Annotated in this window: 22 protein-coding genes and 1 other RNA gene; 19 read left to right on the top strand and 4 right to left on the bottom strand. The window is 38.3% G+C overall.

The window, feature by feature from the left end:
• The first annotated feature begins 10 nt into the window (after positions 1-10).
• The 5 genes from AC4D4B_RS00615 to AC4D4B_RS00635 all read left to right on the top strand — a co-directional run bounded on the left by AC4D4B_RS00615 (position 11) and on the right by AC4D4B_RS00635 (position 4,843).
• Positions 11-1,207 (top strand): pyridoxal phosphate-dependent aminotransferase, encoded by a 1,197-nt coding sequence (locus tag AC4D4B_RS00615; protein ID WP_490994103.1) that lies wholly within the window; start codon positions 11-13, stop codon positions 1,205-1,207.
• 313 nt (positions 1,208-1,520) lie between these two features.
• Complete coding sequence (gene asnS, locus AC4D4B_RS00620) at positions 1,521-2,813, top strand: asparagine--tRNA ligase (protein WP_490994104.1); 1,293 nt, start codon at positions 1,521-1,523, stop codon at positions 2,811-2,813.
• 100 nt (positions 2,814-2,913) lie between these two features.
• Complete coding sequence (locus AC4D4B_RS00625) at positions 2,914-3,600, top strand: DnaD domain-containing protein (RefSeq protein ID WP_490994105.1); 687 nt, start codon at positions 2,914-2,916, stop codon at positions 3,598-3,600.
• Between the two features lie 83 nt (positions 3,601-3,683).
• A complete protein-coding gene (nth, locus tag AC4D4B_RS00630; RefSeq protein WP_066107366.1) occupies positions 3,684-4,343 on the top strand; it encodes an endonuclease III in 660 nt (219 codons plus the stop codon).
• On the top strand, positions 4,340-4,843 hold the full coding sequence (locus AC4D4B_RS00635) for a YpoC family protein (protein ID WP_490994106.1): 504 nt from the start codon (positions 4,340-4,342) through the stop codon (positions 4,841-4,843). The genes nth and AC4D4B_RS00635 overlap by 4 nt, the downstream gene beginning before the upstream one ends.
• A 50-nt stretch (positions 4,844-4,893) precedes the next feature.
• Here AC4D4B_RS00635 and AC4D4B_RS00640 read toward each other — a convergent pair whose 3' ends face one another.
• Together AC4D4B_RS00640 and recU are read right to left on the bottom strand one after the other, a co-directional pair.
• Positions 4,894-7,674, bottom strand: coding sequence for a transglycosylase domain-containing protein (locus AC4D4B_RS00640; protein WP_490998883.1), 2,781 nt, complete (start codon positions 7,672-7,674; stop codon positions 4,894-4,896).
• Positions 7,675-7,710: 36 nt separating this feature from the next.
• Positions 7,711-8,328, bottom strand: a complete 618-nt coding sequence (gene recU, locus AC4D4B_RS00645; RefSeq protein ID WP_490994108.1) for a Holliday junction resolvase RecU — start codon at positions 8,326-8,328, stop codon at positions 7,711-7,713.
• A gap of 654 nt (positions 8,329-8,982) precedes the next feature.
• Here recU and AC4D4B_RS00650 point away from each other — a divergent pair.
• The 3 genes from AC4D4B_RS00650 to AC4D4B_RS00660 all read left to right on the top strand — a co-directional run bounded on the left by AC4D4B_RS00650 (position 8,983) and on the right by AC4D4B_RS00660 (position 10,387).
• Positions 8,983-9,237 carry a hypothetical protein gene (locus AC4D4B_RS00650; protein ID WP_490998884.1) on the top strand — a complete coding sequence of 85 codons (255 nt, stop codon included), beginning with the start codon at positions 8,983-8,985 and terminating at the stop codon, positions 9,235-9,237.
• A gap of 70 nt (positions 9,238-9,307) precedes the next feature.
• Positions 9,308-9,670, top strand: a complete 363-nt coding sequence (locus AC4D4B_RS00655; protein WP_490994110.1) for a DUF1798 family protein — start codon at positions 9,308-9,310, stop codon at positions 9,668-9,670.
• A 63-nt stretch (positions 9,671-9,733) separates the two neighbouring features.
• Positions 9,734-10,387: a YppG family protein gene (locus AC4D4B_RS00660; protein WP_490998885.1), complete on the top strand. Its 654-nt coding sequence runs from the start codon at positions 9,734-9,736 to the stop codon at positions 10,385-10,387.
• 33 nt (positions 10,388-10,420) lie between these two features.
• Here AC4D4B_RS00660 and AC4D4B_RS00665 read toward each other — a convergent pair whose 3' ends face one another.
• Positions 10,421-10,861: an Hsp20/alpha crystallin family protein gene (locus AC4D4B_RS00665; protein ID WP_490994112.1), complete on the bottom strand. Its 441-nt coding sequence runs from the start codon at positions 10,859-10,861 to the stop codon at positions 10,421-10,423.
• A 311-nt stretch (positions 10,862-11,172) separates the two neighbouring features.
• Between AC4D4B_RS00665 and AC4D4B_RS00670 the strand changes: the two genes are divergently transcribed.
• The 7 genes from AC4D4B_RS00670 (at position 11,173) to rnpB (ending at position 17,687) form a co-directional block, all read left to right on the top strand.
• Positions 11,173-11,955, top strand: coding sequence for an alpha/beta fold hydrolase (locus AC4D4B_RS00670; RefSeq protein ID WP_490998886.1), 783 nt, complete (start codon positions 11,173-11,175; stop codon positions 11,953-11,955).
• A gap of 91 nt (positions 11,956-12,046) precedes the next feature.
• Positions 12,047-14,341: a DEAD/DEAH box helicase gene (locus AC4D4B_RS00675; RefSeq protein ID WP_490998887.1), complete on the top strand. Its 2,295-nt coding sequence runs from the start codon at positions 12,047-12,049 to the stop codon at positions 14,339-14,341.
• Positions 14,301-15,626, top strand: a complete 1,326-nt coding sequence (locus tag AC4D4B_RS00680) for a ribonuclease H-like domain-containing protein (RefSeq protein ID WP_490998888.1) — start codon at positions 14,301-14,303, stop codon at positions 15,624-15,626. Before AC4D4B_RS00675 ends, AC4D4B_RS00680 begins: the two co-directional genes overlap by 41 nt.
• A 290-nt stretch (positions 15,627-15,916) precedes the next feature.
• Entirely contained in the window at positions 15,917-16,231 is a 315-nt protein-coding gene (locus tag AC4D4B_RS00685; protein ID WP_490994116.1) for a CotD family spore coat protein, read from the top strand.
• A 67-nt stretch (positions 16,232-16,298) separates the two neighbouring features.
• On the top strand, positions 16,299-16,853 hold the full coding sequence (locus AC4D4B_RS00690; protein ID WP_490994117.1) for an SLOG family protein: 555 nt from the start codon (positions 16,299-16,301) through the stop codon (positions 16,851-16,853).
• Positions 16,854-16,926: 73 nt separating this feature from the next.
• Positions 16,927-17,235 (top strand): cell division regulator GpsB, encoded by a 309-nt coding sequence (gpsB, locus tag AC4D4B_RS00695; RefSeq protein ID WP_139891762.1) that lies wholly within the window; start codon positions 16,927-16,929, stop codon positions 17,233-17,235.
• 68 nt (positions 17,236-17,303) lie between these two features.
• Positions 17,304-17,687, top strand: an RNA gene (rnpB, locus tag AC4D4B_RS00700) — RNase P RNA component class B.
• Positions 17,688-17,842: 155 nt separating this feature from the next.
• Here the strand turns inward: rnpB and AC4D4B_RS00705 are convergent.
• Complete coding sequence (locus tag AC4D4B_RS00705; protein WP_490998889.1) at positions 17,843-19,093, bottom strand: MDR family MFS transporter; 1,251 nt, start codon at positions 19,091-19,093, stop codon at positions 17,843-17,845.
• A gap of 103 nt (positions 19,094-19,196) precedes the next feature.
• Here AC4D4B_RS00705 and AC4D4B_RS00710 point away from each other — a divergent pair, with 103 nt between their 5' ends.
• From AC4D4B_RS00710 to AC4D4B_RS00725, 4 genes are all read left to right on the top strand, one after another.
• Entirely contained in the window at positions 19,197-20,846 is a 1,650-nt protein-coding gene (locus AC4D4B_RS00710) for an ABC transporter substrate-binding protein (protein ID WP_490998890.1), read from the top strand.
• 120 nt (positions 20,847-20,966) lie between these two features.
• Entirely contained in the window at positions 20,967-22,106 is a 1,140-nt protein-coding gene (locus tag AC4D4B_RS00715) for a THUMP domain-containing class I SAM-dependent RNA methyltransferase (RefSeq protein WP_066107325.1), read from the top strand.
• Between the two features lie 381 nt (positions 22,107-22,487).
• Complete coding sequence (locus AC4D4B_RS00720) at positions 22,488-22,802, top strand: hypothetical protein (protein ID WP_490998891.1); 315 nt, start codon at positions 22,488-22,490, stop codon at positions 22,800-22,802.
• A gap of 265 nt (positions 22,803-23,067) precedes the next feature.
• Positions 23,068-24,576 carry a carboxypeptidase M32 gene (locus AC4D4B_RS00725; protein ID WP_490998892.1) on the top strand — a complete coding sequence of 503 codons (1,509 nt, stop codon included), beginning with the start codon at positions 23,068-23,070 and terminating at the stop codon, positions 24,574-24,576.
• Positions 24,577-24,598 lie beyond the last annotated feature (22 nt).

A 24,598-nucleotide genomic window follows, 5' to 3' on the forward strand; every position in this document is an offset into this window, starting at 1 on the left:
ATGGAACCGGATGAAATTAGCAAAAAGAGTATCAGCATTAACACCATCATCAACACTAGCGATAACGGCCAAAGCAAAAGAGCTTAAAGCCCAGGGTCTGGACATTATTGGACTTGGAGCAGGAGAACCAGATTTCAATACTCCCGCTAACATACTCGAAGCAGCACAAAAGTCCATGCAGGATGGCCACACAAAGTATACACCTTCTGCTGGATTACAATCCTTGCGCAAGGTTGTCGCAGATAAACTGCAAAAAGATCAAGGATTAACATATAGTAACGACCAAATTTTTATTGCTTCAGGTGCCAAGCACGCCTTATATACACTTTTTCAGGCAATTTTGGATGAAGAGGATGAAGTGCTGATTCCTACTCCATATTGGGTAAGCTATCCGGAACAAGTTAAATTGGCAGATGGAGTGCCTGTTTATATTGAAGGTAAAGAAGAAAATCAATTTAAGGTAACGCCTTTACAGATTGAAAAAGCAATCACTGAAAAAACGAGAGCGCTTATTATCAACTCACCAAGCAATCCTACCGGTATGATATACACGGCTGAAGAATTACAGGCGATTGGTGAGGTATGTTTAAAACATGATATTATTATAGTTTCAGATGAAATCTATGAAAAATTGGTCTATCACAACCACCAGCATGTATCGATAGCAGAGCTTTCCGAAGAGCTTAAGCAGCAAACAATCGTCATTAATGGTGTTTCCAAATCCCATTCCATGACAGGATGGAGAATTGGATATGCAGCAGGTGACCAGGCGTTAATTAAAGCAATGACGAACTTGGCAAGCCACAGTACCTCCAATCCGACGACGACCGCACAATATGCAACAATTGAAGCCTATACAGGACCGCAAGATCAAGTTGAGATTATGCGAAGCGCGTTTGAACAAAGATTGGATGCTATTTACGAGCAATTGCTTGAGATACCGGGATTGACTTGTCTGAAACCTCAGGGGGCATTCTACCTGTTCCCGAATGTCTCAAAAACGGCAGAGATGTGTGGATTTAACAGTGTAGATGATTTAGTAGAAGATCTATTAGAAAATGCTCTGGTAGCCGTAGTTCCCGGTTCTGGCTTTGGAGCACCTGATAATATACGCTTATCGTATGCTATATCGTTAGAAGCACTTCAGGAAGCTGTTAAACGTATAAAGGAATATGTGATAAATAAATCAGCAACAAAGGCTCAATAAATAGGATTCGTAGGCAGACGATAAACCGAAAGAGCCCCTTAAGGAAGATACCTGAACGATCTTTAAGGGGTTTATGGATGAATGGTTATTAATTTAAGCCATTTCATTTCCATATGGACTGAAGAAAAATGAAGGGCTTTGAAGGTTTCTTAAAGGACGAGTAAGTGAGTTGGATGCTTTCTGCAAAATAATCGATGAAATAATGGATGATTTCATATACAGGTTAAATTTTGTATTTGCTTGTCCATTTTGGTACTTGTATAATGAATAGGGTACATAACCTGGTTTTGTTTAAGCTTTGGAGGGAAAAAATGTGAAATGTACAATTAATGAAGTATATAAATATGTTAACGAAGAAGTTAAGATAGGTGCTTGGATCGCCAATAAACGTTCTTCAGGAAAAATTGCTTTCTTGCAGCTGCGCGATGGTACAGGCTTTATTCAAGGCGTAGTCGTTAAAGCAGAGGTAGATGAAGAATTATTTAATACTGCTAAGAAGATTACACAGGAAACATCTGTATGGGTGAAAGGTATTGTTCAGGAGGATGAGCGTTCCCCATTTGGATACGAACTCCTTGTAACAGGTCTTGAAGTAATTGCAGAAGCGATTGACTATCCAATTACACCGAAACAGCATGGCACTGAGTTCCTTATGGATCACAGACATTTATGGCTTCGTTCAAAGCGCCAGCATGCTGTCATGAAAATTCGTAATGAGATCATTCGTGCTACGTATGAATTCTTTAATAAAGAGGGCTTTGTAAAAGTAGACCCACCGATTCTTACAGGAAGTGCTCCAGAGGGTACTTCAGAATTGTTCGCAACGAAATACTTTGATGAAGATGCTTATCTATCTCAAAGTGGACAATTATACATGGAAGCGGCAGCAATGGCACTTGGAAAAGTATTTTCCTTCGGTCCAACTTTCCGTGCTGAGAAATCCAAAACGCGTCGCCATTTAATCGAATTCTGGATGATTGAACCAGAGATGGCCTTTGTGGAGTTCAATGAGAACTTAGAAGTTCAAGAGCAATATGTTTCCTATATCGTTCAATCTGTACTGGAAAATTGTGTGATTGAGCTAAAAACTCTAGGAAGAGATACTTCCAAATTAGAAAATATCAAAGCACCATTCCCTAGAATTACGTATGATGATGCAATTAAATTCTTGCATGAGAAGGGCTTTGATGATATCGAGTGGGGCGATGATTTCGGTGCTCCTCACGAAACAGCAATTGCAGAAAGCTATGATAAGCCTGTGTTTATCACCCATTATCCTACAGGAATTAAGCCGTTCTATATGCAGCCTGCTCCTGATCGTGATGATGTTGTCTTATGTGCTGACTTAATTGCACCGGAAGGCTATGGTGAAATCATTGGTGGTTCAGAACGTATCCACGATATGGATTTATTAAAAGCAAGACTTGATGAACATAATTTAAGTATGGATGCTTACAAATGGTATTATGAATTACGTCAATATGGTTCCGTTCCTCATTCTGGTTTCGGTCTTGGGCTAGAGAGAACGGTTGCTTGGATAAGCGGTGTGGAACATGTTCGTGAAACGATTCCATTCCCTCGTCTTTTAAATCGTCTATATCCTTAATAGTCAAATAAAACCTGGCAATTTATTTTATTGTCAGGTTTTATTTTTCCGTACTTCAAAATCAGCATACATGGTATACTAAAAGGTGAGGTGTCGAATTATGACTATAAAAAATCTGTCGAATTGGATTAAGCAGGCGAATGTTGTCATACCCTCTTATTTGTTAAGCAGTTACAAAGAGATGGGATTAAATGAACAAGAGATGATGCTTTTACTGCATGTTGAAAACTTTTCGATGAACGGGAATTCATTTCCCACTCCTGCTGAAATCTCTTCTGTAATGAACCTCACTGAAATGGACTGTACTAACCTGCTCAGAAAACTGGTTCAGCATGGTTTCTTAGATATTACAGAGGATGAAAAACCAGGTTATGAGAGCTATTCAATCAAGCCATTATTTGAAAAATTGGCTTATCATTATTTAAAAGAAGCTAAGCAAACCGACTTTGAAGAGAAAGTAATTAAGAGTGAATCCTTATATACCATATTTGAAAAGGAATTTGGTCGCCCGTTATCACCTTTTGAGGGTGAAACATTAACGATGTGGCTGGATGAGGATCAGCATTCACCTGATTTGGTTAAGGCCGCTCTTAAAGAAGCCGTTATCTCCGGAAAGCTCAGTTTCAGGTATATAGATCGGATTTTGTTCGATTGGAAGAAACACAGTATCAAAACGTTGGAACAAGCAAAGGCATACAGTGAACGCTTCAGAAACTACACGAAAAAAAGTCCTGCTAAAACTGTTCCCGTTGCTAAAGAGTTGCCATTATATAATTGGCTCGAATAGACTTTAATTGATAGACCAGGATAGATCCTTTTATCCGGTCTTTTTATTCGCGAAAAATAAAGAATAAAGGGAGGGGGATTTAGATGCTTACCAATACACAAATTCGTTATTGTCTCGACGAAATGGCAAGGATGTTTCCTGAGGCCCATTGCGAATTAAATCATTCCAATCCATTCGAATTAACTGTGGCGGTAGTATTATCGGCACAGTGCACGGATGCTTTGGTGAATAAAGTAACGAAGAATCTCTTTCAAAAATATAAAAAACCAGAGGATTTCCTTTCTGTACCGCTTAGTGAATTGGAAAATGATATTCGTTCAATTGGTTTATACAGAAACAAAGCGAAAAATATTCAGAAGTTATCGCAAATTATTCTGGAAAAATACAATGGGGTTGTTCCTAATGACCGGGATTTATTAGTTGAGCTACCCGGAGTGGGGAGAAAGACAGCGAATGTGGTTGTTTCAGTAGCGTATGGAACACCCGCAATCGCTGTGGATACACACGTGGAGAGAGTAAGTAAAAGGCTAGGTATATGCAGGTGGAAGGACTCCGTCTTAGAGGTTGAAAAAACACTGATGAGAAGAATCCCTGAGGAGGAATGGTCGATTACCCATCACCGATTGATTTTCTTTGGTAGATACCATTGCAAAGCTCAATCGCCAAAATGTGAGGAGTGCCCTATGCTTCTACTGTGCCGTGAAGGGAAAAAAAGAATGAAAGCAGCAGGAAAAGGAAAATGAATATTCCAGAATTAAATCTTGAACCTTTTAATTTTGAGTACAATCAACTTGATAAAATTGATTTCTTGAGATGGAATAACGATACTTTTAATCTTGGTTTTCCATATGAGTATTATTATTATAAAGGCAATGATTTGTACAGGCCCTGGGAGGATTTCTCTGTTATAAGGGAGCAGCTGACGAATGAATGGGCGGAAATCGTACGACAGTTAGAGATAATATTCGCTAACAGAGAAAAGCAGGAAATTAAACCATATATGTTAAAAGGTATTGTACTATATATATCGTTCATGTATTGGTCTAATCAAGTACCTGTAAATTTATGCGGCTTCCCTGTATGCCTAAAGGAATTAAAGGGGAAACCAGTGAACGTGGAAGAGCGTTTGCCCTTTATATTGGCAAGGCCATACTTTTACCCAAGCTTTATGCAATTAAAAAGCTTAATGGAAGAGCAGATCAAGATTGCGGCCAAAATGGCAGCTTTAAATAAGTATACATGATGGAGATTGAAAAAAGAGATCGGACTTTTAAGTCCGATCTCTTTTTTGATTTAGGCTATTTTACGTATATGTCTTGGCAACTCTTGAATAGCGGGTGGGAACAAAAATGATGTTTCGTCAGGCTGAGAATCATCTGTATTGTTATTTATGGAATTCGTATTAGATCTTCCATTACCGTTACCGTTTCCAGTGCCGTTTCCATTACTGTTGCCGTTATTACCAGGTTCCTGCTCTTCATCTTCTACAGGTTCTTCGACAGGTTGTTCTTCACCAGGATTAGTGCCTTCATCAGGGTTACCTTCGTCAGGATTGGTGTCCTCACCAGGGTTAGTACCTTCGTCAGGATTGTTACCTTCATTCGGATCTTCTTCATTACCTGTGCCATTGTCTGGGTTAGGTTGGTTTGGATCCTCTGTATTGTCCTCTGTTGGCTCTTCTGGCTGTTCTGGCTGTTCTTCCTCCTCTGGAGCAGCCTCAGGAATAGAAACAGAAGTAGATGCTGAGTCACTATCCTGGCCGTCTACAGTAGCCGTTACATAGAACGTATACTTTTTGCCGGCTTCTGGAGCATCGAGACTGAAGGAAGTTTCCTTTGTAGTGGTTAACGTTTGTCTGTCTCCGCCATCTACAGCAACTTGAACATTGAATTCTGCCTCCTTGGAAGAATCATAGTTCCAGCTGACATTTATCCGATTAGTTGCTTCATCATATGCAGCATTCAAACCGGAAGGGGCATCAATTTTTGTGTATTTTTCTGATGTTCTGGATGGTTCATGCCCTTTGACAAAGTACTCATACGAGATTTTATCGCTTGGTGTATATTCACTTGCTTTAACAGCAGGGAAAGTACCTTTCTCGATGCCAACCTTTACTACGGAACTTGGCTGTTTAAAATTCTCTGTTGACACATTCTCAGACATTTTGCCCATCATCGCTTTAAAAATTTGTGCAGCAATTTTTGTATCCTGCTTACTTAAGGGATTTTCCATTTGCTGATCATACCCAGTCCAAACAGACATTGTAAAGTTCGTTGTATATCCGATAAACCATGCGTCCGGTGAACTGCTTTTACTAATATTATGTTTGGCACGATCTTCTGCAGAATAGTTAGTTGTACCGGTCTTAGCTGCAATATGAAGGCCTGGTATATTAGCAGCAGTACCGGTACCTTTTGTTACAACATCCTGCAGAACATTTGTAATCATAAAGGCTGTAGAATCTTTCATGGCTACCTCAGATTTAGGTGCAGTTTCAACAACTGTATCATTATCTCTAAGAACAACTTTTTTTACTACATGCGGTTTGGTATAGATTCCTTCATTACCGAAAGCAGCATAGGCGCCGGCCATTTCTAAAGGTGAAGCATATTTTTGTACACCGCCAATTGCGGAAGCTTCATATATTTCTCCGAAGTCAATGCCTAATTTTTTCGCGAATTTGCCGGCATTTTCCTCACCAACCTCTTGAAGTGTTTTAACGGCAGGGACGTTCAAGGATTTATACAGTGCTTCACGCATAGTGACATCCCCTTTATACGTACCTGTAGCACTGCCGATTGATTGGCCGGAATTATATTTATATGGCTCATCTTCAAGATGGTGAGCGGTTGACCAATTCAAATACTCGATTGCCGGACCGTAATCCAGGATTGGTTTAACGGTCGAACCAGGCTGCCTAGATTTTAAGTCTGTCGCATAGTTAAAGCCACGGGCAACTTCCTGGTTTCTTCCACCGCCAATTGCAAGGATTTCACCAGTTTTTGTATCCATAAAGACAGTACCGGCCTGGAATTTATCATCGGGGTATGCGATATATTTATCACTATCTAGTATTTCTTCCATTAAATCCTGAGCATCAGGATCGATGGAAGTATAAACCTGAAGGCCATCAGTGTATATATTGTAGTCGCCAATTTCTTCTACTTCATCGATAACTTGATCGACAATTGCGTTAATTTTTGTATTGGATGTTTTTTCTCGTTTATCTTCTGGAACTAAGCTATCTTCAACACTTTCGGCTTGCGCTTTTTCGCGTTCTTCAGCAGTGATGAAACCAGCTTTTTCCATTAGCTTAAGTACGATGTTTCTTCGTTTTTCCGCTTTTTCGGGATACGTAAACGGGTTGTAATTATTTGGGCTTTGGGGCATACCTGCCAGTGTGGCAGCTTCAGACAAGGTAAGCTCATTCAATTCTTTGCCAAAATACAGCTTGGATGCTGTGGAAAACCCATGGACTCCGGATGACATATATACTTTGTTAACATACATTTCAAAAATTTGTTCTTTAGAGTATTTTTGCTCTAGTTGAAAAGCAAGGTACATTTCCTGTACTTTACGTTTAATGGTTTTTTCTGATTTAAGGAAAGAGTTTTTCACTACCTGCTGGGTAATAGTACTTCCACCCTGAGAGCCGAAGCCGCCTGTTATGTTTCCAATTAAAGCTCCGCCAACTCGGATAATATCAATTCCGTGATGTTTATAAAAACGTACATCTTCAGTTGCCAGAATGGCATTTTCCATTAATTTAGGAACATCCTTATAATCGACGTAATCTCTTGTTTCTGAGCCTACTTCTGTATATACATCTCCGTTTTTATCGTAGATTTTCGAAGAAATAGGATCAATCAGGGCGCTATCATCGATCTCTGGAGCAGTGACAGCCCAGTATGCAAAAACTCCTCCGACTGAAATACCTGCAATAATAAATAGTGCAGCTAAAACAATTAAGGTTCTTTTTAATAATGATGATTTAGATTGTTTCTTTTGTTTATTATTTTTTTTGGATTTTGCATATTTCCTTTTTTCTGTCCTCGTTTTATATTGATCTGACATTGTGTTACATACCTTCCTTTCAGGATAAAGGACCAATTAAAATAGTTGGGTACCATATTTTTTGTCAATTATCTTAATATAGTCAATTCTTGGTGAAAACCCAAGTGGAATCACTTCACCTGTATGTTCGATATCCTTTTTTGGTATAGATTTTCTACCGCCAGATAGCATCTCTTCCCAATAATAGATGAGTGTCTCAGCCGGTAAATAGTAAATTTCCTCAGTTACACTGAAACGCATAATAATAAAGGCTATCCCGCCATGTTTAATGATATTGCGCATATGGATAATTTGGTGTTCATGAAAATTCTTTAAAGGGAAAGAGGTTGTTTGTCTGGTTTCCTTCGCTTCAAAGTCAATGTATCTGCCTTTATATACACCATTATAATCCGTTGTGGAGGCTTGCTTAAAATAGGCTTCTTTTATGACTGCAGCGCTCCTCTTAGGATAAGACACATTTACAATCTGAACAGGTGTTGGCTTTTTGTGAACAATTGCGATGTTATTCTCTATATAATAAAGATTTGTTTCGTTTAAGTCATCCTCCAATGTCATTCCCCGATTAGAATAATTCACTTTTTTCTGTTTCAGTACTTTGCTGCCGGTTTTCTCAATCGGGTTATATTGTTTTCCATTAGGATATTTTATAGACATAGTATCCCTCCAAGCCCATCCTTATCATAACAAAAATAGCATCAAAATTGTAAAATTCATTATTACTTACAGAGAAAGTTTAAATAATTGGTACAGATACTCACTTATGTAAATTTGTGATAAGAAAAACGTGCATTTTTCTTTCAATAATTACTAAATTAATAGAGTGTAAACGAAACTAAGGCACTTCGAAGTTTATAATAAATTGGCTGGATTCGTCAAAGGTACTTTTTAGATAAAAAGGTTAGAGTATATGATTATATAGAAGAATGTTACCGGGGTCATCTTTTAAGCGAAAGAGAATAATAAAAACCGGAGAATATAAAATCCTCCGGCTATTAAGTAAGTAGCAGCTAATTTAAGTTGATGGTTTATCCGGACCATCTAGTTTTGGATTGCCTGTATGCTTGCTGGATGCGTTATTGCTTTTCTTTTTTTTCTCTTGAGCAGCTGATGTATTTTTCTTCATGACTACACCTCCTATTCAATAGGTTGTCTATGTTTAGAGAGTTTATGCAAGTTGTCGAAGGAAGCATTTACGTGCGCCGTCTCTGTTTTCTTTGCCGATACTCTTCTAGTTTTGTCGTCTATGAAGGGATTGCAATAGTTAAATCGAAACCATTAGTGTATAAGAATCAGGAAAGGGTGAGGTGCATGAGTTCCAAAGAAAATATCATCACATTGCTGAAGGAATTGGAGCAGGAGATAATAGCCCTCGAGGAAGAAATAATTAGAAAAACAGATAATGAAGTAAATGATACAATAGCCGAGTTCACGTATACAATCAAAACTGAAGCCAGGAAGATTGATATGGATATGGCAGATATTCAAATTAAAATGAATGATTTTATTGAGGATTACAAACATGATACACAACTGTCCATATTGAAATTGGCTCATTTGACGTAAAAAACAAGATAGTATCATTTTTTCTGAAATTCTGTTTAGATTAGGTAAAAAGAACAAGGATGTAATGTATATGAAAGATAACTTTTATCAAAAGACAATCGCTTTGATAGAGATCGTTAATAATGCTGAAAAAATCTATAGAGAAGCACGCGAAACGGAAGAGCGTGCTGATTTTCACACTGTGATTAAGCCGTTCGCCGACCATACTAAGCAGCTTGCAGATGAATGGCTGATTGAGGCTGAGCAATGGGTAGCGGATAAAAGTCCTAAATATCTATCTCTCATGCAGATTAAGAATACCCATAATAATGTTTTGCAGGTTTCTGTCCATTGTTACTTTCCGGAATCAAGCAAATCCAGATTTATTAAACATTGCAATGCTGCTTTGTTTGTACTCGAACAGATTCGGATGGAGGAAGCGAACGTGGAGTAGCGGAGCACCCAATCCCAGATGCTGCATACTGTATAAGTATAGAGTTAGAGCGGAGGGAGAGTTATGCTTAAACCACTATTTGAGAAAAAAGCTAGAAAGCGTAATGGTGATTTTAATCCTTATTATGGAATGCCGGTTGCAGCCTACGTGCCTTCATATGAATATAGAAATATTTATCCGGCTGGTACTGCGGCTCCTCAGGTTCAGCCACAGGGTATTTGGGGACCGGAGGCTATTCAGCAACAACAAATGAATCCGTTTGAAGGAAACCTTGCTTACCAACCGTACTATCCTAACCAAATGTATCAACAGCCATCCTTTAATCCATACTATATGGAGCAATATCCAGGAAGTATGCCAGTTTCAGCCGGTATGATGGAAGATCAACAATTTTACGGCTATCCGCAGCAGGAAATGCCGAATCAATACCCAAAACAGCAGTTGAATCCTTTTCAAAATCCATTATATTCAAAGGATGAGGATTTTTATCCTTCACAGCAGATGAATACAGCTATCACCAATCCATATCCAAAACAAAGCTTTATGCAAAAAAATCAGGGCAGTAATTTTTCATCGGTTCTTAATCAATTCAAAACGCAGGAAGGCAGTATTGATTTTAATAAAATGATTGATACTGCGGGAATGATGTTAAATTCAATGAATCAGGTATCCAATTTAGTAAAAGGTGTAGGTTCTATATTTAAAGTAACCACATAAAAAACTGCCGTTTATAGATCGGCAGTTTTTTGTTTATCGGATAGATATGCGTTTCTTTTTTGATTTGGGGACTTTGATTGTTAATAAGCCATTTTCGTGGGTAGCTTCAATTTGTTCCTCGTCAATTGGATAATGGAATGTAAAGCTTCTCGATTTCTTTTGTTTTTCAGTAGCGTATGTTTGATCGCCTTTATTTACTTTTCGTTCCGTTTCATATGATATTGTTAATTTATTACCAGATATATCAATTTCAATGTAATTTTTATCGACACCCGCGATAGAAGCTTGAATAATATAATGGGTTTCTGTTTCTTCCCATTCAACAGGAAAGCTTGCAAACATTTTTTGGTTTTGGAAAAAATCATCCATGGACTGTAATAGCCCGCTCCTATTGTTTTCGGTTAACAAATCATCCATTTGTGAAATGAAGTTACGGAGCGGTTCAAATGCACCATTCTTCTTGTTTTGAGCCATAAATATTCTCCTCCTCTGATGATTCTACATATAGCATATGCAGGCTATGCTTAATTGTTAAATAATCAGGGTGATAAGGGTTGAGTGGTAAGGCAAGAAAAGCATAGACTTGGCTATGAGAGGGCAGCTTTACTTTATATTTAAGCAATGTTATAAACAGGATGGATAATGGTAAATGATTGGGATAAATATAGGGAAAGTTTTAGAAGTTGGGCTTGTCTCTTTTTTACTATCAAAATACATAAATGTAAAAGGCTCCACCTATAACGTAGAAAGTATGCGCGTCAATAAATGAAAAGGAGTGTAAATAAATGGAGAATAACTTTGTGAAATTAGCCTTTAAGGAAGAAGGCGCTGGAAAGCCTGTTATATTACTGCATGGTTTTTGCGGAAGTAAGGATTACTGGAAAGAAGTGATTCCCTATCTGAAAGAATCATATCGTGTAATTACTGTAGATGTAAGGGGCCATGGCGATACAGATACTACAAAGATTGGGTACGGTATTCATGATATGGCAGAGGATTTGTATAATTTCTTTATTGAATATGATTTAAAGGATGCTTATCTATTTGGTCATTCAATGGGAGGATATATTACTCTCGATTTTGTAGATTATCATCCCGATCTTGTTAGGGGATATGGTCTCATTCATTCCACAGCACTGCCGGATTCCCCTGAAGCAAAGAAAAAACGATCAGCAGGTGTCTCTACAGTAGAAGAACAGGGAGTATCCGCTTTTATTGAGGATCTGATTCCTAAATTGCTGTCAAAGGAAACAAGGGAAAGTGAACAAGAGATGCTGAAAACATTGTTTGATATAGGGGTTGAAACAAGACCAAAGGGCATTATCGGCGCTTTAATGGCTATGAAAAATCGTGAAGATAAGAATTATGTGTTGCAAAGGCCGAATATCCCAGCTCTTCTCGTAGCCGGTGCAAGAGATGAGGTTGTACCGATAGAGAAAGTATTTACTGTGAGCGGAGAGCATATTACACAAATAGTTATTTATAAAGCTGGGCATATGGGAATATTTGAGACCCCGGAACAAGTATCTACTGCCATTACCGCATTTATAGAAAAAGTGAATCAATAATTGGAAGGTCGTATCTTGAAAAAGATGCGACTTTTTCCTTTCCAAGGGAACGTTCATTCGGTACAATGATGACAGAAAAGAGGTGTGCATCATGTTTGGGAAGAAAAATTTAGTGGAGTTCATGAATGATTTTTCACAGGATGAACAATACAAAGACAATATTGCTTTTTGGCATACCATAGATGAAAAAAAGGCTACGTATTCACCCTTTCCAACTGAATTAAATGAAAAGTTAAAGTCTGCCCTTGAAAAAAGAGGGATAGAAGCGCTATACAGCCACCAGGCCGAAGCTTATAAATATATAAGAGATAAAAAAAATATTGTGGCGGTCACTCCTACTGCTTCAGGTAAAACATTGTGTTATAACTTACCGATTCTCCAATCGATTCTTGAGAATGCAGATACAAGAGCTCTTTATTTATTTCCGACAAAAGCATTGAGCTATGATCAAAAATCTGAATTAGAGGAACTGATTGATGCTGCAGATGCAGATATTAACAGCTATACGTATGATGGTGATACACCGACTAGTATCAGGCAAAAAATACGAAAAGCCGGCCATATCGTCATGACCAATCCGGACATGTTACATTCCGGGATATTACCCCATCATACGAAATGGGTCAGTTTATTCGAGAATCTGAAGTATATTGTTATTGACGAGCTGCATACGTATAAGGGTGTATTTGGCAGTCATACAGCTAATGTAATCAGAAGGTTAAAGCGAATTTGCCGTTTTTATGGCAGTGATCCGATTTTTATTTGTACGTCTGCAACGATTGCCAATCCGAAGGAACTTGCAGAACAATTAACAGAATCTAAAATGGTCTTAATTGAGCGGAACGGTGCACCGGCAGGCAAAAAGCATTTTGTGTTTTATAACCCACCAATCGTCAATAAACCTTTAAATATCCGCAGAAGCTCCATATTAGAGGTCAGAAAGATAGCCAGCACCCTATTAAAGAATAAAATCCAAACCATTGTATTTGCGCGCAGCCGTGTCCGTGTTGAAATATTGGTTACGTACTTACAGGAATTGATTTCGAAACAACTGGGGCCGAAGGCGATTACAGGTTATCGCGGAGGATATTTACCGACACAAAGGCGGCAAATTGAAAAGGGATTGCGAGATGGATCAATCTATGGGGTTGTCAGCACGAATGCACTTGAACTGGGCGTGGATATAGGACAGCTCCAGGCATGTATTATGACAGGGTATCCAGGCTCGATAGCCAGTGCCTGGCAGCAAGCAGGCAGGGCAGGAAGACGTCACGGAGAGGCTCTTATAATCATGGTTGCAAGCTCCAGTCCATTAGATCAATTTGTCATTCAACATCCTGATTACTTCTTTAATAAGAGTCCGGAAACGGCGAGAATCAATCCTGATAATCTGGTAATTCTTGTTGATCATCTAAAATGTGCAGCTTTTGAAATCCCATTTAAAGAAGGGGAGGAATTTGGAGCTGCTGAGGTTACGGAAATTCTGGAATATTTGGCAGAGGAACATGTAGTGCACAAAAATAAAGATACATGGCATTGGATGAATGATGCTTTCCCGGCGCATGAAATCAGTTTAAGATCTGCTTCGCAGGAGAATGTGATCATTATAGACCGAACGAATCCAAAAGTGCAGGTTATCGGAGAAACGGATCGATTCTCCGCGATGACTCTTCTACATGATGAAGCCATTTACTTACACCAAGGAATCCAATATCAGGTAGAGCATTTGGATTGGGAAGAAAAGAAGGCCTATGTACGCGAGGTCAATGTGGATTACTATACGGATGCCAATCTTGCAGTTCAGGTAGATGTTCTGGAAATTGACCGAACAAACGCTGATCCGAAAAGTGAAATTACATTTGGAGATGTTTCCGTTCGAGCAATGGCAACGATCTTCAAGAAAATCAGATTTGACTCACATGAAAATATTGGATCGGGACCAATTCACTTACCGGAAGAAGAAATTCATACAAATGCATGTATGCTCTCTCTAAAGGAAGGGAGTGTTGATTGGAAGGAAGAGCGACTCGAGGAGGGACTTATGGGTGCCTCTCACGCTCTGCGAGGCATCATTCCGGTCTATGTGCTGTGTGACCCGGGGGATATTCACGTATACCCTCAAGTAAAGGCAACACATAACGAGCTTCCGACCATTTTTATTTACGATCATTATCCGGGTGGAATCGGTTTAAGCAAACATATGTATGAAAACAGCGAACAAATTATTCAGGAGACGATTCAGGCAATTAGAGTCTGTCCATGTGAAAATGGCTGCCCATCCTGTGTAGGAATGGAAGGCACTGGCTCGTCTTTAAAGGAGGATTCCATTAAAGTGTTATCCATTCTTGGAAACCGAATGGCCGGTGACCATTTACATGTCAATTAAAAATAAACTTAACCGGATGAAAAAACATCTGAACACAAATGTTAGCGAAGGCTCAAAAAAACGTGTGGAAGTAGTTTCTAAACCCGATATGGCTCTAGAAAATGTGGACATTCCTTTCTTTGAGCAATGGAGCGAATTCGGGGCGGTTCCTGTTATTTACGAGAATGAATATTGCTTAATCAGGGAGGTCAGCTATCCGCTTAACTATCAGCATGGAAAGTATACATTTGATATGCTTCCACAAATTGTGAAGATTTGGAATGAGAGCGACCTAAAGCACCCTCTTTCCGCCAAAGGGTTTGAAGCAAATCAAATGTTTTTCTTTGATACAGAAACAACCGGATTGGGTGGTGGTGCGGGGACTTCCATCTTTTTGCTCGGATATGCTTTTTTGGAGGATGGGCATATAAAGGTCAGACAACATTTTCTGCCAAGACCGGGCTTTGAAATTCCGTTTTACAAGACCTTTTTGGAAAAAGTGAATTATGAGACATTGGTCACCTATAATGGAAAGGCATTTGACTGGCCGCAGGTAGTTACGCAGCATACTCTTTTACGTCAGCACTTACCTAAATTACCTGATTTCGGTCATTTCGATTTATATCATGCTTCTAGAAGACTGTGGAAAAACAAATTAGATCGTGTAAAGCTATCTGTTGTTGAAAAAGAGGTACTTGGTTTTGAGAGAAAGGATGATGTACCGGGATACCTCGCCCCTATCATTTATTTTGATTACGTGGATAGGCAAAATCCGGAAGCTGTTTTTAAAATAATGAAGCATAATGAATGGGATATTTTATCTTTAATCACCCTGTACATTCATTTGTCTGCCCTTTTATTAAACGATGAAGCATTGGAGCATGAGGACTCATTTGAGCTGGCAAGGTGGTTTTCTCATTTAAAGGATCGGGAGCGTGCTATAGGTTCATTTGAAAAAGGAATTACTGAATCGAAGCACGATGAAGAACGCCTGAAGGTACTCTTTCATCTGGCGAACGAACATAAAAAGAATAAAAATGAAGAGGCAGCAGTAAAGCTTTGGGAAGAAGCGAGCGGTGCACAGACATCAGAACTTGTTTGCTGTTCATTGATTGAGCTGGCGAAATATTTTGAGCATAGGAAAAAGGATTATGCTATAGCTTTGAAGTATTCTAATGAAGCTTTGTTGGAAATTAGGAAATATTCATTTCATAAACATGGTATTCATGAGAAATCAACCCTTCACCGCATCTCCCGACTGGAGCGTAAATTAGATAAAGAAAAAATTGGAATGAAAGAAATCTAAATAATGGTTGTTATGTTTGCGCATCCCATGTAAATTAATGTTATACACTTGACGGAAACGTAAAAGGAAGTGAGCATAAAGCGGATGCATAAGGTTGTCTTTTGTTTATTTTTTGTCGTAATCGGATTATCGATGGTGATTTTCACTTCTATTTAATACTCATGTAGCAGCTCTGCTGCTGAAACATTTTTTTATAAACGGAAAATAGGTAAATGTCTCAGTACGGTCTTATCCAACATTTCATAGTCTATTAATGTAATCTATATAGATATCTGAAAGGAGAGACGCGTATGTTCGGTCGTCGTCGTCATCATCAACAACATTGTGGACCTATTCAAATACCAGGATGTAACAAGGTGCAGGTGTGCCCGCCGGTTTGCCACAAGCCAATCCAATTCGTTAAAGAAAATTGCTATACACATGTAGTTCCGCATGTGCATCCTGTTCAAACTCTTGAAGTGAATAACCATGTATTTCAACATCAGCATCATTTCCCACACTCTTACCAAACTGCCAATAATGTATCCCAACAATCCCAGCATTTTGGTGCACCAAATCCGCAATGCCCTGGTTGCCCAGGTAGTGGCAGTGGCTTTGGCTTTTAAAAGTAAGAGGCGTAAAGCCTCTTCTTTTATGATTTCATGTATAATGTATAAATGGATGTGAACTTATATGGGAAAAGTCGTTTTTGTAACAGGATATAAGGCCCACGAGCTTGGTATTTTTGATCAAAATCACGAGGGTATCAAATACATAAAAAAAGCACTTCTGAGTCGCTTGTTAACTCTTCTTGAGGAAGGAATGGAATGGGTACTGATTACAGGGCAGCCAGGAGTGGAACTATGGACTGCACAGGTCATTTTTGACTTACAGGAAGAGTATCCAGATCTAAAGCTTGGCGTTTTATTGCCTTATCTAAATCAGGAAGAGAATTGGAAAGAACCGGTTAAAGAACTGTATGAAGAAATACTACTCCAGGCAGACTATGTTGAGGCTATTTCAAAGAAACCATATGAAGGACCATGGCAGTTAAAGCTGAAGAACCAATTTATTGTCGATAAAAGCGATGAAATGTTAATATTGTACGATGATGAAAAGGACGGAAGCCCTAAATATAGCTGGTTTGAAGGTAAAAAGAAACAAAAAAAACAGGATTATCCCATCCTTCAAATAACATTTTGGGACCTGCAAAGTTTAATTGATGAGGCACAATGGGAAGATTATTAAGAGGGAAATTGACAAACAGCACTTTTTTTGAAAAAATATTATATATTAGTCGTATGAATTTGAGGTGAATAAAATGCTCTCAGATAAAACAAAGTTGACCGCAAAGGATATCTTAGAGAAAGAATTTAAAACGGGTGTCAGAGGATACAAGCAAGAAGATGTTGATCAATTCCTGGATTTAGTAATAAAGGATTATGAGGTTTTTCATCAGGAAATTGAAACCCTTCAGCAAGAGAATATGAAGCTGAAAAAGCAATTGGAAGAACAGCCGAAAAGAACAGTACAACCAGTACAGCAAGCAACAGGTACCACCAATTTCGATATTTTAAAACGCTTATCCAACCTGGAAAAGCATGTGTTTGGAAGTAAGCTATACGAATAAAACAACTTCCAAATAATAACAGTTGTTTTATGGCTGAAATGAGGGTATAATGAATTTTGCATGTGATAACGTCTGGGTAATCGCTGCAATGCAAATTGTAGAGGAAAGTCCATGCTCGCACAGGCTGAGATGCCTGTAGTGTTCGTGCCTAGACCAATAAGCTAGGGCAGTCTGTTTCAGGCTGACGGCTGGGAAAGTGCCTAAGTTCTTTTAGAATATGGCACCGGTACCTATAAAAGTGCCACAGTGACGGAGCCTTTTTGGAAACAAAAAGGGTGGAACGAGGTAAACCCCGCGAGCGAGAAACCCAAATTTGGTAGGGGCGCCTTTCCCAAGGAAATGAACGAGGGGAAAGGGCAGACTCGTAGGAGTCTGAAGATAGATGATTACCACCGGAGTACGAGACATTCCAGTCGATTGCAGTACGAAGGAACAGAACATGGCTTACAGGACGTTATCTTGGAAATGTATTATTACCTGAATAAAAGTTACTTCCATTAAGGGAAGAATGAAAGGCTGCCGATCTAATATCGGCAGCCTTTTTTATGTGCTACTATATGACAATTGTTTAATGCTTGTACCAAGTGATGGAAAACCTAAAACCAGACTATTGCTCTGAACTGGTCTGGATGTTTCTTTGATATTTTTCTTTATAAAAAAGGCTGATATATACAAGGGATGTTCCGACCGCAACAACCAAGCCGATGTAAACGGACATCATCATCGGAGCAGCAAATGCTCCTATTATGATGGTTGACCTTGCAAGTAAGTCGGCGCCATTATAGGAAACATTACTGAAAGCAGAATAGGAACCTCTTTTATCCTCTGGAATCATATTTGCCTGTTCAGTATTATAAACAGGTGAATACATCAATTCGCCAATCGTGGCAATAAACCCAAATAATAAGAGCATATACCAGCTATTGGCTGATGTAACAAATGTATACCCTACACCATAAATAAGCAGGCCAATGATTAACACACGTTTATTTGAAAAACGATTCGTAATATTGGAAACAATAAACGTTAAAAGGACGACTAATAACATATTTTCTATATTCATCAAACTTAACATTTGGACACCGCCAATTTGGTATCCGAATACGTTAACGACTTCAAAGGATTCTGATAATCGAACCCCAATATAACTATTTAGTGAGAATTCAGCGGAAAGGATAAACATGAATCCAAGTACGAGTTTTACAAAGCGAGTATCCTGAAGGGCAATTTTATAGTTATGAAGTAAATCAATCAGAAAGTTTTTATGTGATTGCTTTAACTGACGGACCGTACCTTCAATCAGCCAAATTTTATAAGCAATGGCAATGAAGGTGGATGTACACGTTAAGATGATAAATAATTCAAGTTGATGATTACTGTATAAAAGTCCTCCCATTGCTGCCCCAATGGCCATGGATAAATTAATGAGCCAATAATCAAGAGCATAAACAAATTTTCTTGTCTCTTTTGTAGTAGAATCCATAATAATTGCACTCATGCTTGGCCTTCCAAGACTGCTTGAAATCATATATCCAACATAGCAAATTGCAAATAGCCAAACCCAGTCATTCTTAGGGATTAAGGTCAAAGTCATCATCAAAAACATGAAGGCACTTGTAGAGGAAGTCATTAATAAAATTTTCTTCCTTTTGAAACGGTCTGATAGATATCCTCCCAGCAGGTTAGCAACAAATGTAATAAGGACGGTAAAAATCAAGAAGACACCTGCCCAGATTTTGTTCAATTCATGGGCAAAATACAAAGCCATAAATGGCATCACAGAGCTCGAGGCAATTCGGTTAAAAAAGGATGTGCCTAACCGTACTTTAATATTTTGTGGAAAATTCTTCAATTTCATATTGTTTCACCCCCTTTGTATCGATTATATTAAACTAGACTGATACTTCTGAAAATAGACAATTAATTGATAAGTGTCTACTTTTATTGGGAAGGGGTAGAGGATGGAACCTAAATTACTGACTCTTTGGCAGCATATTCAAACGGGAAATGTAAGACAGGCAGAGATAGCGGATTTACTCGAACTTAGTCCAAAGCAAACCTCCAGATATATGCAAAGATGGCATGAGGAGGGGTGGTTTAGATTGCAGCCAGGAAAAGGGCGCGGACATTCAACTAAGATAGAGTGGGTCAAAAATGTGGAAGCCATTTTTGAAAAAGAAATGGAATATATGATTAATCATGAATCAATTGAAAAAAGCGCAAAATGGCTAACCCTTCATTGGTCCACTGAATGCAAGCTTCGTCTGATGAGACTCTTTCAAACAAAGCTTGGGTTTAATGACGAGGGAAAGGATAAACTCATCATTCCTAGAAAGGACCCATTTTTGTCCTTTCATCCTCTTGAAGCTCTTGATACACATAGCGCTAACTTAGTTTCCAATATTTATAATCGCCTGATTCATCTGACTGAAAACAATGAAATATTGCCTGAGCTTGCCCATAGCTGGGAAAGCTCGAATTGCCTGTTAAGAATTTACATAAGAAAAGGTGTTAAATTCCATGATGGTTCCTATCTTACAGCAGATGATGTTGTAAGATGCTTGGAATCTTTGCGTGATCATTCAAACCACAGAGATATATGGTTTATTGTTCAAAGAATTCATTCCCCCGCACAGTATGTGGTAGAAATTAATTTGAAACAAGAGTGCAGCTATATATTGCATCTCTTAAGCACCCTAAGCTCAAGTATATATAAAGTAAACAATGGAAAATTAATTGGAACGGGCAGCTTTTATTTAGAAAAAAATGATGAAACAAAAACAATTCTTCGTGCGTTTGAAGACTATTACAAGGAAAGAGCTCTGCTCGATTGTATAGAATTTGTTCAGGTGCCGAGGGGGTTTGAGACTATTTATCGATCCTCTGTAAAAGAGGATGATATTGAAACCTATAAGGTTGAGAGTGATTCAGGTTTTGGTCTTGTGATTATGAATGCAATCCGTAATTCAGATATAAAAAGGCGGGAAGTAAGAAATTATATCCAGTATGTAATCAGTGAACGGCGAAACGAAATTAATCAATTGGATACAAAAACCATACCGAATCAAAGTGGTATTTTGCGCTACCCATCTGAGCCATACACAGTGGATAAAGCTCCATTTATCGAAGTATCCAAACCACTTGTTCTACAGATTTCTCCATATACAGAAAAGCTTATTATTTGGTTAAAGGGGATTTTGGAAACTGCTGGTCTTCCTGTTGAATTAAAAGAAATCACGTTTGAAGAAAGTCTGCAAAATGGATATACAGATCATGAAACAGATTTGTTTATCCATGGAGAAGTATTTGAAATGAATCAAAGCTTATCTTTTTTTCATTTTTTATTGTTGAGTTCCTCTCCACTTGCTAAAGTACTAGGTGGTAAAGAAGAACGTTTCGCAATATTAAACCAGTATGCTAAGACACCTTTTGAAAAGTGGATTGAGCTTCATGCACAAATGGAACGAAGATTAATGAAATCTGCTGTGATTGTTCCGTTATACTATTCCAAACGAAGTGTACTGTTTTCAGATGATATTATGAATATTAGCATTAAGAATTTCGGCTATGCAGATTTTTCAAAGCTTTGGATGAAACCAACCACGATTTAATGCGGTAATATAGATGAGAAATGCTGATTTGGTTTGCATTCAAAATGTATGAGTTGTATGATAAAAGACGCGAACGACTTCATTTAATGGAAAAGTAATATAAGTAGATAGGGTGAAACAATGAAGATTACATTAATAGCTACAGCAGCAATGGGTCTTGAGGCAATTGTCGCACAGGAAGTACGTGACCTTGGATATGAATGTACAGTCGAGAATGGACGAGTACTGTTTCAGGGAGACGAGCTTGCCATTGCCAGAGCCAATATGTGGCTTAGAACAGCAGACCGGGTAAAAATTCTTGTAGGGGAATTTAAGGCCTATACATTTGATGAACTATTTGAAGGTACAAAAAAACTTCCTTGGGAGAATTATTTGGATGTTACTGCTGAATTTCCTGTATCAGGTAAATCGGTCAAATCTAAATTATTCAGTGTTCCAGATTGCCAGGCAATTGCGAAGAAGGCCATAGTGGACCGCTTGAAAAAAGCGTATAAAAAAGATGGATGGTTAGATGAAAATGGACCATTGTATCGTGTAGAAGTATCGCTTTTAAAAGATAAAGCCACATTAACGATTGATACAACCGGCCCTCAGGCCCTTCATAAACGTGGATACAGAACAGGGCAGGGTGAAGCGCCATTGAAAGAAACCCTTGCAGCGGCATTAGTGAAGCTGACGAATTGGACTCCGGACCGTCCATTTGTTGATCCATTCTGCGGATCGGGGACGATTGCAATAGAAGCCGCGTTAATCGGCCAAAATATTGCACCAGGATTTAATCGTGATTTTATTTCTGAGGACTGGCCTATTATTGATTCATCGATTTGGGATAAAGTCAGAGAGGAAGCTGAAGAACTGGCCAATTATGATCAAGAATTAGACATTTCAGGGTTTGATATTGACCATAAAATGATTGAAATCGCAAAAGAGAATGCTATGGAAGCAGGACTTGGGGATTTAATTAACTTTAAACAAATGCAGGTCCGTGATTTTACAACGACCAAGGAATATGGCGTAATTGTAGGAAATCCTCCATATGGTGAACGTCTCAGCGACCGTCCCTCCGTTGAAAAAATGTATAAAGAGATGGGTGAAGCACTTCGTCCATTTGAAACTTGGTCTGTTTATATGCTGACTTCTGATGAAAACTTTGAGCAGTTTTACGGCAAACCGGCCACTAAAAAACGAAAGCTGTTTAATGGTTTCATCCGTACGGATTATTATCAGTACTGGGGAAAGAGACCGCCAAGGAAAGGTTAATATGAAGTCATTTCCAGAGGATAATTAATAACTGTATTTACGGGATTTTCACTGGTATATATAACGATTAACCAATGGAAGACAATTAATATAAATAACCTGATTTTACGTTTTAACACATTATAGATTGACGATTCTTATAGAGTCGTCTTTTTTTGTCTTTCTCCATATTACTTGTGATGGAGCTGAATATTTTATGTAGTCAAAAATATAATTGGTACATGCCTATTTGGTCTATTTTGCGGCGTGTTGCTATACAAATAAATCATAGTCACTACTTCTCTTCTATTTGAAAGGAGTTGATTCTAATGCTTTGGACGATCGCTGTAGTATTAATCATCATTGCTTGTTTGATTTACATTTTTTAGTCTCATTTACCTGTTGAAAAAAGTCCAAATAGGGGGGACTGCTACTTCTCGCCTGCTAAACAAAGCTTTAGAGACGCAATTAGTGACTTCATACAATACAGGAGGCAAAGGAAATAAGCTGGTTTTGAGGGCGGAAAAATGCACCCCTCAAAGGGGTTTGTTTTGTGTATACTTATACGCTATAGCTTTATCCGTCCCAATTAATTGTTTTTATGGCCTTTATATGCGAAAAAGTAATCAGGTAAAAATATTTGAAATAGTACTCGAAAATGATCATGAAATTCATGAATTACAAAACCGTCTCGAAAAAGCGATTGATAATCAATGATTTTATTTGTACAGATTTATTTTCAATATTGTGGTGAGATGCCACTGAAAAAACACAAACGGAACTCGGAAGACAATCAGCAATAAAGTAAACGCTAACCCCAAGGGTTGGCATTTTTTATTTAGTTTGAAATGGTGGAATACTAGGTAATTAGACTTTTTCAGGACTGTTAGGAAAAGTGCTCATATTCGTATATAAAACTATCTACCTAGTATACTTAATATGGTAAAATATTCAGTATACTTTGAGTAGAAGGGGGATCTATATGACAAACCTATTAGAAAAAGAGTTTTTAGACTATATACATACCATGGATGCATTCAGAGAAGCGTCTGCACTGATTGGATGGGACCTGCGCACTGGGGCTCCAAAGAAAACGATTGATAAGAGAAGTCAAGTGCTATCCATCTTATCGAAAGAACATTTCGAAATGGCAACAGGAACTAAAATGGAACGATACATAGAAGAGTTATTAAAGCCTGAATTGAAGGATCAGTTGGATTCAAATACAATCGCCATTGTTGAGGAATGCAAAAAAGAGTACGAGAAGATGAGTAAGATTCCGGCAAATGAGTATAAGGAATATGTTGAACTACAGTCCAAGGCTGAAAGTATATGGGAAACGGCAAAAGAAACATCTGATTTTGCTTTGTTTATGCCATATTTGGAACAACTAATTGAGGTGAATAAGAAATTTTTATCCTATTGGGGAAAAGCTGATCATCCTTATGATGGATTACTCGATTTGTATGAGCCGGGTATGACAGTGGAGATATTGGATGATGTATTTGCCAGGCTAAGAGAAGAAATTGTACCGCTTGTGAAAAAGATTGGAGAATCGAATAAGAATCTTGAAACGAACTTTATATATAAACCATTTAGTGAAGAAGCGCAGAAAAAATTATGTATGGAATTGATTCAGGAACTAGGTTATGACCTGGAAGCGGGGCGCTTGGATAATACAGTCCATCCGTTTGCCACAGCCTTAAACGCAAATGATGTGAGGATTACAACGAAATATGTTGAGGAAGATTTCCGTGTTGCTCTATTTGGTACCATACACGAATGCGGACATGCTGTATATGAACAGAATATTAATAAAGAATTAGAAGGCACGCCTTTATGTACCGGTACATCAATGGGTATCCATGAATCCCAGTCCTTATTCTTTGAAAACTTTATCAGCCGGAATCTTAGCTACTGGAAACATAATTTTGATAAATTAAAAGCTGTCTCGCCTGAACAATTTAATGATATTGACCTCGATACGTTCTATAGAGCTATTAATGAATCGAAGCCTTCCCTAATACGGATTGAGGCAGACGAACTCACATATCCTTTACACATTATGATACGGTATGAATTAGAAAAAGGATTGTTTAATGGAGATCTAAAGGTAGCTGATTTGCCGAAGCACTGGAATGATAAGTATGAAGAGTACTTGGGAATTCGACCTGAAAATGATGGCGAAGGAGTTCTGCAGGATGTCCATTGGGCAGGTGGAATGTTTGGGTATTTCCCATCCTATGCACTCGGATATATGTATGCAGCTCAATTCAAAGCTGCAATGCTGAAGGATATTCCGAACTTCGATGAAACCATTGAAAACGGAGACTATAACAAAATTACTGGATGGTTAACGGAGCATGTCCATCAGTATGGTAAGTTGAAATTACCATTAGAGATTATAAAGGATGCTACGGGAGAAGGATTAAATCCACAGTATTTGATTACGTATTTAAAAGAAAAATATTCTGCGCTGTATGATTTATAAACAATAAAAAGGTGTCCGTTAA

Source organism: Pradoshia sp. Z6_59, from assembly GCF_058267515.1.